The following is a 553-nucleotide window of genomic DNA, read 5'->3' as shown; positions in this document are numbered from 1 at the left end:
CGGGGGATTTTCCGGTTGCAATCGTCGATCTAGACGTACATCAGGGCAATGGCACGGCGTCCATCCTGCGCGATGACGCCACGGTTTTCACCTTGTCGCTGCACGGCGAAAAAAACTATCCGTTCCGCAAGGAGGCGTCAGACCTGGATGTCGGTCTGCACGATGGCTGCGGCGACGAAGACTATTTGCAAGCGCTGACCGGCGCACTCGACATCCTGGCCGGGCGCTTCAAGCCGCAGTTGATCATCTATCTGGCCGGCGCGGATCCGCACGAGGGCGATCGGCTCGGCCGGCCCAAACTGACGCTGCAGGGCTTGGCGCGGCGCGATCAGGATGTCTTCGATTTCGCGTATCAACGGCGCATACCGGTTGCCGTTACCATGGCGGGCGGCTACGGCAACAATATCGACGATACCGTGGCCGTCCACGCGCAGACCATCGCCCTGGCTGCCCGCCACGCACAGCGCTGGGCAGCACGCGACGAGGGCGCTGGCGCATCGACCTCTCTTCCGCTTTCCGCATGACCCAAGTGTCTTCCGTCGCGCCCGGCTCC

Annotated in this window: 1 protein-coding gene; it reads left to right on the top strand. The window is 63.8% G+C overall.

The genetic code is table 11. The features are described from left to right. A partial coding sequence (locus D1614_RS28665; RefSeq protein ID WP_497006685.1) for an arginase family protein occupies positions 1–524 on the top strand: 524 nt, incomplete at its 5' end. Between the last annotated feature and the right edge of the window lie 29 nt (positions 525–553).

Origin of the sequence: Maribellus luteus (assembly GCF_003576475.1) — a bacterium.
GTDB classification, from domain to species: domain Bacteria; phylum Bacteroidota; class Bacteroidia; order Bacteroidales; family Prolixibacteraceae; genus Draconibacterium; species Draconibacterium luteum.
Note: the sequence above shows the minus strand (reverse complement) of the source record. Positions and strands in the feature narration are given on the sequence as shown.